The following is an 11,482-nucleotide window of genomic DNA, read 5'->3' on the forward strand; positions in this document are numbered from 1 at the left end:
AAGTACATACTGTACCTTATATTAAAACTGATAACGTACTCCTCCGGAAAAACTTGCTCCAGAAAAACCAGCCTTATTAAGCTTATGTTGATAGAGAATATCAGCATGCAGAGAGAACTGTGGCAACAATTTGGCATTAAAACCTAATCCGGCCTCTAGAGAAGAACCAAAAGCTCCTAACTTGAAAGCATCATTGAAATGCACAGACTGTTTTCCTTCAAAACCATGAGCAAGATAAAGCTTACCATAGAAAGCAATAGCATTCACGCCTTCAGAACCTGTAGGAATCTTGGTTAAGCGTCCACCAACACGTGCTACCCACTGATTAAGGTTACCCATTTCAATATCAAAATTGTCAATATCACGAGCTTTATTAAACTGGAGATGTTGATACACAACCTGAACCTGCGGATCAAAGACAAAACCCTTATATCCTGTCGCAATTGTCTGACCACCAGCTAAAGAAACACTCAAAGGATTACCTTTTAATGTTGCTGTTTTACCCCGTGCAAGAGTGAGAACATCACCTTTGAACAGACCATAGGATAAAAGACCGTCGACATAGAAGCCAGCATTATGCTGCATGCTACCATATACCGTAGCAGTCCATTTATCAAATGCACTCTTCTGGCTTTGCTCAACATTCAAAGGCTGCAGAGAAAGTTTTCCATAAGTTCCCATAACGCCAAAGGATATAGCACTGTCAGCATTTTCAATAGTTTGCAGCAGAACACCTGCCTCTACACCATGATAGTCAAGATCACCTCCGTAACCATATTCAAGTGCGGAAAGATCTGAAGCATAACGGTAACTTCCACCATAGCCGCGCAAGTATAAAGCGGGATTTTCACGAACCTCTACCATTCCTGTAGAAGTCATCCGTAACGTCTCCAACTGCTTATTTTGATTGCTAATATCCATCAAACCAGCGTGGAATACGCTATTAGGCAAGACAAGATAAGTTGGAACCTGTGGAACAACAGACCTTACAAATTGTTCAGGAAGGACAGCAGATCCAACAGACTTAACATACTGATTTTCTAGACGGAAGTTCCAAAACTCCCCACCATCCTTAACAAACTTCTGTTGCACATGCTCCTGTTTCGAAGTCGCTTCTGGACCATAAGCACGAAGAGTATATTTATAAGGTGAGTTTCTCAGTGCAACATAATTGCCATCGAGTTGGAAAGAGTCTTTCTTTGCTTGACCATAGACCTGAATAATTGAAACAGTATGAGCAATCTTGGCATTCGCTTTACCATCTCCTACATTGCCCGCATCACCTCGTACATGTATTTTTGTTTTTCCAGAAACATCACCATGAATGACAAGCCGATCAGTGACTTGCTGATTACTCGGATCACGAGGATTTAAACGTGCATTGAGATGAATTGCAGCATTACCCTGTGCCGCATAAACTATTCCTTTCCCATTTCCAATATGGAGAGTCTGATATTTTCCTTCAGATTCCGAAGATGCAAAATCAATAGTACTATTTACAAGACTTACAGAAGAAATGCATGAATCCACACATCCTAAATCTGGAGTACCCAAATTCCTCTGTGCACTTCTTTTTAGAATCCACTCTGATTGATTAATTAAATCTAATTTTGCATAAGAACTTTTATCAACGCGCACATCGCCTTTAACAATAGAACTATCAACCAAAACCGATATATTGGAATCATTGTCAGCCTTCAACAACAAGTCACCAACAAGAGTTGTTTTATTTTCTAATGAAACATGACCACCAGAATTATTACCATAGATCGCTATACCACTTGCAACTTCAAAATCAGTTTTTTTCAACGAAACTGTCCCTGTTATGCTTATAGGTGTTTTCTCCTGTTTGGATACAGTACTCCGCTTAACAACAATTGCTTTCTCAGTTGCTAAATCCTCACTCCGATTTTGTTGACTCGCTTCTTTCTGTATTCCCCCATCAAAATATATACCATAGGTTCCATCACCTTCCACTCTAACAATAGAAGACTCGATATTTGCATGATTCGTAGTAGGACGAACCTCAGAAGATCTCCTTCTCCTAGAAGAGCCGGTCTCAACCACATTATCATCAGACTTCATAATCCACAAAGCATGAGCATCAGTCACAACATTCCCATTCTTAAAATCAACAGAAGCATTATCACTCAACAGAAAAGCTGCACGCCCAAAGTTATCTGCGGAATCTAACTTACCCTGTCCTTTTTTCGCAGTAATATCAACTTTGTCTAACTCAACGCTTCCCCCAGCTTCTGACCTCACAGCCACTCCTTTTGTCAGAGTAATAGCCCCAGAGTCCATAGACACCTTACCAGCTAGACTTACCAAACCAGCCGCAGCCAAATCCCCCGTCACGTTAATTTTTGTATCCTTTAAATTAACAGATGATCCAGAACCCGCCAAAGCGCCTACATAAAGCGCATCGACTGTCCCACCAGTCATCTTAACCTTTCCACCACTTTGCGCTTCAAGCCCAATCACAGAAGATTGGATTTTCGATTTCTTATCCAAAATAACTTCTGCTTTATCTTCTGCAAGCACAGCACTCACGGCATGTATTTCATTAAAATCAACATTATTTTTTCTACCAGAAAAATCTGCACCACTAATGGTGGCCCCCTCTAACTTAATAACCGTATCCTGATTTTTTACATGCATAGGATGCTGAGTTTTATCGCTTGCCTTCAATGTAAGGTTGGTTATTGTCCGAGATTGACCATCACTACATGAATAAGGAGTTTGCAACGCCTTCACACCATTATTCTGTATAGCATCACACGTAGAAGAAACCGTTTTCTTAGAAGAAACATCTCCACCACCAGCATTACTAATCATAAGAACACGTCCAACAGCTCTAGAAGATGCAACAGGCTTTACAGAAACCACAGGAGAAGAAGGCTTCATAGCAACAGCTCTATTAGAAGATACAGTAGACGTCTCAGAAACTACAGAAGCAGAAGCATTTATAGAAGAAGCTCCTTTAGAAGATACAGCAGGTGTCTCAGAAACTACAGGAGCAGAAGCATTTATAGAAGAAGCTCCTTTAGAAGATACAGCAGGTGTCTCAGAAACTACAGGAGCAGAAGGCTTCATAGCAGAAGCTACATTAGAAGATATAGCAGGTGTCTCAGAAACTACAGAAGCAGAAGGCTTCATAGCAGAAGCTCCATTAGAAGGTATAGCAGGTGTCTCAGAAACTACAGAAGCAGAAGACCTCATAGCAGCAGCTCCATTAGAAGGTATAGCAGATGTCTCAGAAACCACAGGAGAAGAAGACCTCATAGCAGCAGCTGACTTTATAGGTAATGGCCTCTTAGATACAGTATGATACCCAGGTGTTACAGAAATTTCATCTGCAGATATTACAAGCCCCCTACCAGTATCAGATTTCCCACTTAAATTAACTCTTGGAGGTACTAAAGGTGCCAAATTTCCGGACACAGGAGAAGTGACAGATGACGAAGATGGAGTAACAGGTAAAACGGTAGGCATTAAATCTCCAGACAATACAAATTCCTCAAAATCATCTTCTTCATCATATTCACTATAATCATCATATTCATCATATTCATCATATTCATCATCTTCATCATCTTCATAAAATTCGTCAGATGTTTCAGATCTCAAAAGTGAATTACCTTGAACAGAGACTACAGATGCAGATTCTCTATGTACAAGAGAAGTTGTGAATTCATTATTTACTTCACCAGCACCAGTATCAGCATTAGTATCTACTTCAGTTTTAGGAGAAGCAACTGCAACAAGTGGCTTAACTTTAAAAACAGGTTGAAAATTAGCAGTAGCAGTATAAGCAGAAACGAGAGGTATAAAATATTCATTTTCTAAACGAAAATCCCAAACACTTCTACTATTTCTAAGTAATGTCTTATCGAAATACTGCATTTTCGGAGGAACAGTTGGACCATAAGCACGAAGAACATACTTATAAGGCAACCCTTCTCGTGTAATATAATCACCTTTCAGCTTAAAAGAATCCCTCTCTGCATTTCCAAAAACCTGAATAATTGAAATACTATGAGGTGTATCCTTTTGTGGTATACCATCAGAAGTATCATTCACAACTACCATTGTTTTCCCAGAAACATCACCATGAATCAACAATCTGTCAGATATTTGAGATTTTTCTGTAGATTTTTCTGTATTGCTAGGCATCAAATTTGCATTGAAGTAAATTGTAGCACCAAAAGCATCAGGAGCACCAGAAGCGGCAGAAGCGGCAGAAGCGGCAGAAGCACTATAAACTGTTCCCTTCCCATTTCCTATGCGAAGAGTTCGATACTCAATATCTTTCTTAGATGTACTTCCATCTTTCAAAGAAGTAAAAAATCTAACATTACTATCTACAAGTTTCATAGATGAAAGACATGAATCTACACAACCCGTATCTGAATCTTCCAAACTATTATGCAGATTCTTTGTTAAATACCACTCTGATCCCCCAGATAGAAAAAGCCTAGCTTGAGATTCTTCATCAACGTAAGCTCCCCCCATGACTACAGAATCTTCAACAAGAACCGACAAATGCGCTCCCTCTTCAGCTTTCAACACTAAATCACCCGAAAGAGTTGAGTCATCTTTTACAACGACGTACCCATCCAAACTGTTAGCATAAACGACCACACCATCAGGAACTTTGAGAGAAGTATTTTTCAAAAGAACTGCATGCAAACTATCTCTATTATCTTTTGTTCCACCCTCTACTAGATTCTGTTGTCCATGTTGACCACTTTCTTCTCTCACACTCGTTTGACCATTTTCTTCCCTCACATTCGAAGGTACATCACCAAAAAATACACCACGAGACTCACCTGTCAATTTAATAGTTGAATTTTGAATATCAGAAACTATTAACTTGATAACCCTAGAATCTGCATTCGACGCATCTGCAGAACCTTCAGCAGCAATTCTAGAAGATGCATTAATTCCAGAAGATGCATTAGCATCTTTAGAATCGGCATCCCCCCCTAAAAAATCCTCCACAGAGGATAAAACCTCAAAAAACGCGGAACTAACACTATCAAGGACAGCACCAGCTTCAGATTCAATAGAGATCACCTCACCAACAACGCCATCAGTGTCGAGATTCTGCTGTTTCAAAGCTACATCACCACCATCGCTATCATCATCATCGCTATCATCATCATCGCTATCATCCTCCCCCACATCTAGTGCATCCGAAACTCCATAGACATTATTCTCAGAGTTACCACTTACCAACAGCGCAATAGTATCAGAAGCTTTAAGCTCTCCATTTTTAAAGGAAATAGTACCCCCAAGTGACAATAACCCTATACTCATTTCCGAAGCATCTGCTTCTTGAGTTTTTGGTTCCTCAGCAACTGTAATAGCCGTCCCGTCTAGTAGAACAATCCCCTCTTCTGTAGAAATAACTCCTCTTCCACCCTCTTTTACATTAATTGCCCCAGACTTCATCCCTATAACAGATGCATCCGAACTAACTAAGCCGATTCTTTTAACATTAATATCTACATTCTCTAAAAAAATCTGCCCACCATCACTAGCAAGGGCACCTATATACGTATCTCTAATCCCTCCCCCAACCATCGTGATCTTTCCAGTCCCTTCAGCCCGAAGCCCAATAAAAAACCCCTGAATATTTGAGTTTTTCAAATTAACTTCTGCATTCATATTTTGAGAAGAATCTCCGATATATACACCAACATAAAGCGGATCACGACTATATAAATTACTTATGTTCTCTATATCTACTTTATCATTCTTTATACCCGCCGAAGATAAACTTTCAGAAAGTTCTTTCTCAATCTTCATACTTTCAATGGATACTTCTTCCAAATTAACAACTACTTTCCCATCATCAGAAGGAGATTCCACATTTACAGCATTCTCACCTTGATCCGCTATAATCGTCCCCCCTATTAGAGTATATACTCCGGACTGATTACAGTAAATAGACCCATATATTCGCTGATCACCATTGATTAAATCAGCTAATCCTCCAGCCTCCACAGAATCTATAAATTCTATAGCCCCAACACCGTTACCAACTGGCACAGATACACTCACACCAGGGATTACATTACCTGATACATCAGCTGGTAAAGAATTCAATAGAGAACTTGATATACCTGGCATACCACCAAGACCATCTACACTCGCTTTTTGTACGCTTAGCGCCTCTTCCCCCACTGGAAAATATGTTTGAGCACCACCACTTGAATTATCTCCTCGCGGAATATTAAATAATTTCCCCAAATCTACAGTTTTTGGAACATCTAGTACTCTAGCCAACTCTCCATCTAATCCACTTGGTACACTTGCAAACCCAGCACGTGCTCTCCTCCCACCTGTTGTTGCTGTTTTTGCTTCCACATGTTCTGCTCTTGTTGCTCTTGCTCTCCTAGTAGGTACACCGCCTGTACCTGGAACATCTGGCATGCTACTCAAAGTATCATTTGCCATAATACCTGGACCAACACCTGGAATAGCAGGCAGGTTTGTTATATTTTCGCCACTCGGAACACCTGATATAATTATTGGTCTTTGTTGACCTACAGTGTTTAATCCTCCTGCTCCTGCTATATTACCTGATAATGTATCTTGTACAAGAGCTAATGAGCCACTGAAGCCACCTGGTACACCTTCTTGCGCCACTTTTTCTACTGTTTTTATCTGAGTAGATAAGACGCCTGAACCTAGAACCCCCGGCACAGCACCCACACCATCTGAAATACCACCCGCAACATTAGGCACAGCACCTGCACCACTCGCAACATTAGGCACAGCACCTGCACCACCCGCAACACGAACACTACTCCCTGCAATATTCCGTATCATGCCAGGAACAAAAACATTATTCTTTCTAGAATGACAAGCACTAATAGGTCGAATAGAACTTAAAACAGACTCAATCCGAGCCTGATCCTGAACAGAACCACTATCAACAGAATCACCAGTTCTAGATTGTGCTCTTCCAGAAGTCTCCACTCCTTCGGGTGATGTTGTAGCTCCTGAGCTCGATCCTCTACCTAAAGAGGTTAAAGATGATGATAATGATGATAATGATGATGATAATGATGATAATGATGGCAATGAAATTGAAGGTAGTGTAAACCAACTACTCCCCATAGAAGTATCTACACCTTGTAAAAAGAAGAAAGCACTTGTTGTCAGTGCGTACAAACGTGTACGCTTTTTAAATACATTGATCATATGTCAAACTTTCTAAATAATGTTGCAAAAACACTAGAATTAAGTGAAAATGAGGTAAGTGAACGATTTGTAACATATGTAAGTCAACTTTACAACATAGTGTTATTTATTTACGCTTCATTTTGTGCATAAAAATACCAAAGTTAAGTTTTTAATTGCACAACCCCTTGTAATATCAGATAAAAGGATAAAATCACGATGATAAAATATATGAAATGGATGACTTCTGTTTTACTGGTTGCCATCAGCTTTGCAACGGTTTTGTGGACTCATACGAGTATTGCAAATACCAGTACCCAGACAAATGTAACGATTGATCATGTTTCAGGCACGACTTCTGTTCCCGCTTCTCCGCAAAAGGTTGTTGTGTTTGATATTGCCTCTCTTGATAATATGAATCGCCTTGGTATCCAAGCCGTTATCGGCCTTCCTGAAGGAAAAAAACCTTCCTATCTGCAACAATTTGATGATGCAAAATATGAAAAAATTGGTACCCTTTTTGAACCCGATTATGAAAAAATTGCCACCCTTCAACCTGATTTGATTATTATTTCCTCCAGAACTCAAGCAAAATATAATGATTTATCCAAAATCGCTCCAACAATTGATCTAACTGTAGGAAATGAAAACTCTCTTGCAGATATTGAACGGAATTTGTCTATCCTTGGCAAAATTTTTGGCAAAGAAAAAGAAGCTGCAGAAGAAATTGCAAAACTCAATGAAACTTTAGCTGAAGTTCGTAAAAATACTAAAGGAAAAGGCCAAGGTCTTGTACTCATGACTTCTGGTGGAAAAATCAGTGCCTTAGGACCAAAGTCACGTTTTGATATTTTGCATTCCGCTTTCGGAATTGCCCCTGCAACCGATAAACTCACTGTACAAAAACATGGACAGCTCATTTCTCCTGAATTTATTCTTGAGACAAATCCTGATTGGTTGTTAGTGATTGATCGCGATGCCGCAATTGGACGGGAAGGGCAATCCGCAGCACAATTGCTTAACAATGAGCTTGTTCACCGCACAACAGCAAGCAAACAAAACCAAGTTATTTATTTGGACTCTTGGAGCTGGTATCGTGCAAGTGGTGGTTTAACGGGACTCTTTGAAACCGCTAAGCAGATCAATGAAGCCTTTACAAAGAGCAAATAAGCGTACAAAAGAGCTTGCTTGCTATATAAATAAAATTTAAAAGCAGAGATTGTTTATTAAGCAGTCTTTGCTTTTTTTAATTTTGTTAGAAAATGATTTAACGTGAAGAATTACTGGATAACCATAACACTTCTCATTCTCCTGTCTATCCTCAGCATTTTTGTTGGTTATTCTGATGTCACACCTTCTGACCTTTTCGCAGCCGATCCCCATGCGTGGCTTATTTTTTGGCAAACCCGTCTTCCTCGTACCACTGCAATCCTTTTAGTAGGTGCATCACTTGCACTTTCAGGTATGATTATGCAACTATTGACACGCAATCGCTTTGTCGAACCATCAACCGCTGGAACTGTTGAATCTGCTTCCCTTGGCATTCTTTTTATTATGATTTTTCTGCCCGATATTTCTGTTTTAGGAAAAATGGTCGTTGCGACACTTTTTGCCATGACAGGCACTTTACTTTTTATGTTTTTATTGCGCCGCATTCCTCTAAAATCTGCTCTCATTGTACCCCTTACAGGGATTATGCTAAGCTATATTATTGGCTCTTTAACCAATGCCATTGCAGATTATGAAATGTTACTTCCCTCTCTTCAAGCTTACTTATTTGGCAGTTTTTCAATGGTTCTTGAAGGAAAATATGAGCTCTTATGGCTATCCCTTCCCCTTTGTATTCTAGCCTATTGTACTGCTGATCGCTTTACGGTTGCAAGTTTGGGAGAAGATTTAACCAATAACCTTGGATTGAATTATCGTGTTGTCATGTTTTTTGGTCTTTTTATTGTCGCCTCAATCACTGCTGTTGTTGTCTGTACCATTGGCCGTATTCCTTTTGTTGGACTCATTGTGCCCAACCTTGTGTCAAATTTCATGGGCGATAATATGCGCCGTACCGCTCCTTGGGTAGCCATCAGCGGTGCAGGATTGGTCTTGATTTGTGATCTTGTAGGACGAATAATTCATCCCTCTCTTGAAATTCCCATAAGCACTATGATGGGTGTAATCGGTAGTTTTATTTTTATGATACTGCTTTTACGCTGGAGAAAGCGTCTTGGATAGAAGAAGAAAAACAATATGTGTACTAACAACACTTATCATCATAGCATGTACTGTCATTAGTCTTTACATGACGTGGAATATCAATGTTTATACATGGACATTTCGTCTTACAAAACTTTCCTCTCTGCTTCTTATTGCCTATGCAATAAGCGTTTCTACGGTTTTATTTCAAACAATCGTTAATAACCGTCTTCTTACCCCTTCAATTATGGGATTTGATCAGCTTTATATTTTAATAAAGACTGTTCTGATGTATTTTGTAGGCTCTCTTTCTTTGCCCTTTTTAAATGAAGAAGGACAACTCATTCTCGAAGCCCTCATTCTTATTCTTTTTTCAATAAGCCTTTTTCGCTGGCTCTTTTCAGGAAGCCTAAAAGGACTTCATTTGACGCTTTTAATTGGTGTTGTTTTAGGCGGCTTCTTTTTCAGTTTACGGATGTTTATGCAATTGCAACTAAATCCAGACCAAATGATGAATTTAACGGATATTATGTTTGCAAATTTTAATAAATTTAATACGTCCCTCATAAGCTTTGCCACAATCATTGTCTTCATTGTGAGTCTGATTGGATGGCATTCCCGTCATCTTCTTGATATTTTGGCTTTGGGACGTGATAATGCTCTTAATCTTGGCGTTAACTACCACAAAAGTGCGACAGCTGTCCTTATTTTTGTTTCCATTCTCGTTTCCATTTCTACCGCATTAGTAGGCCCAGTCACCTTTTTTGGACTGTTGGTTGCCAACCTTTCCTATGAACTTTCTCCTCAAGCAAAACACAGTGTTGTTGTGCCGATTGCAATATTATTAGCGATTATTTGTTTGGTGGGAGGACAATTTATTTTAGAACAAATTTTTCACATGGCAGGACGTTTAAGTTTTATCATTGAATTTTGTGGGGGTATTGTTTTCTTAATATTACTGATGAAGGGAAAACTAAAATGATTGAGATCAATCATCTTTCCAAGGCTTACGGAGCACGATTGATTATCGATAATTTATGCCTTCATCTTCCCAAAGGGGGGATTATTTCTCTCATTGGGCCCAATGGTTCGGGAAAATCAACTCTTTTAATGCTGATAAGACGTCTTTTGCCACACCATAATGGTACAATTCATATCGACGGCTTTGATATTGATACAATGCCCCACGATATTTTGGCTCAAAAACTCTCAATTCTGCGTCAAGATAATCCTTTATCCTTCCGTTTAACCGTGTACGATTTAGTAAGTTTCGGACGCTATCCTTATTCAAAAGGCTGGTATACACATGAAGATAAACAATTTATCGACAGTTCGCTACGCTATCTCGGCTTACAAGATTTAAAAGATCATTTTTTAGATGAGCTTTCTGGCGGTCAGCGTCAACGCGCTTTTATAGCCATGGTTATCTGCCAAGATACTGATTATCTTCTCTTAGATGAACCATTAAACAATCTGGATATGAAACATGCCGTTTCTATGATGAAGCAGTTACGCCGCACAGCTGATGAACTGAAAAAAACCATCCTTATTGTCATGCACGATATTAATTTCGCCTCATCTTATTCAGATATGATTGTTGCACTAAAAAATGGAAAAGCAGCCTATTGTGGAACTCCCAAAGAAATTATGCAACCAGAAATCCTTAAAGACATTTATGATGTTGATATTCAAATTAAAACAATCAATGACATTCCTATCGCCCTTTATTATCGATAATCTAAAGATTTTTTGCGCTTGCCTACACTGTAGAATCTGCTAGAGATGATAAAATTGGCTTATTGGGGAATAGTTTAATGGTAGAACAGCGGACTCTGACTCCGTCAATCTTGGTTCGAATCCAAGTTCCCCAGCCAGTGTTGTATGTATGTAGCTTGTTGTAGCTTTGTAGCTTGCCAGTGTAGCTTGCCAGCGGGTTTTGTATATTTTGCCACTAGGTTTTGTACCAATTTATTTTTTTTCAAAGAGTTTTTAAGGGGTTCTCAAAGGGTCTTCAAAGACCTTTCAAAGATCATTTAAAGCCTCTTTTTCTTTTCTGCTCAAAATCACAATTTGAGATGATCAATCAAATTGACTGATA

At 39.2% G+C, this 11,482-nt stretch carries 5 protein-coding genes and 1 tRNA gene; 5 read left to right on the forward strand and 1 reads right to left on the reverse strand.

Features of this window, described 5'->3' with window-relative positions; translation table 11 throughout:
* Window positions 1-21 precede the first annotated feature (21 nt).
* Entirely contained in the window at window positions 22-7,215 is a 7,194-nt protein-coding gene (locus ACFIJR_RS07915) for an autotransporter outer membrane beta-barrel domain-containing protein (RefSeq protein WP_375653942.1), read from the reverse strand.
* Window positions 7,216-7,413: 198 nt separating this feature from the next.
* On the opposite strand from ACFIJR_RS07915, the gene ACFIJR_RS07920 reads away from it, so the two are divergent.
* The 5 genes from ACFIJR_RS07920 to ACFIJR_RS07940 all read left to right on the forward strand — a co-directional run bounded on the left by ACFIJR_RS07920 (window position 7,414) and on the right by ACFIJR_RS07940 (window position 11,258).
* On the forward strand, window positions 7,414-8,364 hold the full coding sequence (locus ACFIJR_RS07920; RefSeq protein WP_375653944.1) for a siderophore ABC transporter substrate-binding protein: 951 nt from the start codon (window positions 7,414-7,416) through the stop codon (window positions 8,362-8,364).
* A gap of 102 nt (window positions 8,365-8,466) precedes the next feature.
* Complete coding sequence (locus tag ACFIJR_RS07925; protein WP_375653945.1) at window positions 8,467-9,423, forward strand: ABC transporter permease; 957 nt, start codon at window positions 8,467-8,469, stop codon at window positions 9,421-9,423.
* Window positions 9,416-10,366, forward strand: coding sequence for an iron chelate uptake ABC transporter family permease subunit (locus ACFIJR_RS07930; RefSeq protein WP_375653946.1), 951 nt, complete (start codon window positions 9,416-9,418; stop codon window positions 10,364-10,366). Before ACFIJR_RS07925 ends, ACFIJR_RS07930 begins: the two co-directional genes overlap by 8 nt.
* A complete protein-coding gene (locus ACFIJR_RS07935) occupies window positions 10,363-11,121 on the forward strand; it encodes an ABC transporter ATP-binding protein (RefSeq protein WP_375627313.1) in 759 nt (252 codons plus the stop codon). The genes ACFIJR_RS07930 and ACFIJR_RS07935 overlap by 4 nt, the downstream gene beginning before the upstream one ends.
* A gap of 63 nt (window positions 11,122-11,184) precedes the next feature.
* Window positions 11,185-11,258, forward strand: a tRNA-Gln gene (locus ACFIJR_RS07940).
* Window positions 11,259-11,482: the final 224 nt, after the last annotated feature.

It is taken from the genome of Bartonella sp. OD88NMGDW (assembly GCF_042193775.1).
GTDB classification, from domain to species: domain Bacteria; phylum Pseudomonadota; class Alphaproteobacteria; order Rhizobiales; family Rhizobiaceae; genus Bartonella; species Bartonella grahamii.

Excerpts from the sequence above, each read along its gene's own strand:
- ACFIJR_RS07915 (WP_375653942.1), bottom strand. The coding sequence starts at position 7,215 with ATGATCAATGTATTTAAAAAGCGTACACGTTTGTACGCACTGACAACA.
- ACFIJR_RS07920 (WP_375653944.1), top strand. The coding sequence starts at position 7,414 with ATGATAAAATATATGAAATGGATGACTTCTGTTTTACTGGTTGCCATC.
- ACFIJR_RS07935 (WP_375627313.1), top strand. The coding sequence starts at position 10,363 with ATGATTGAGATCAATCATCTTTCCAAGGCTTACGGAGCACGATTGATT.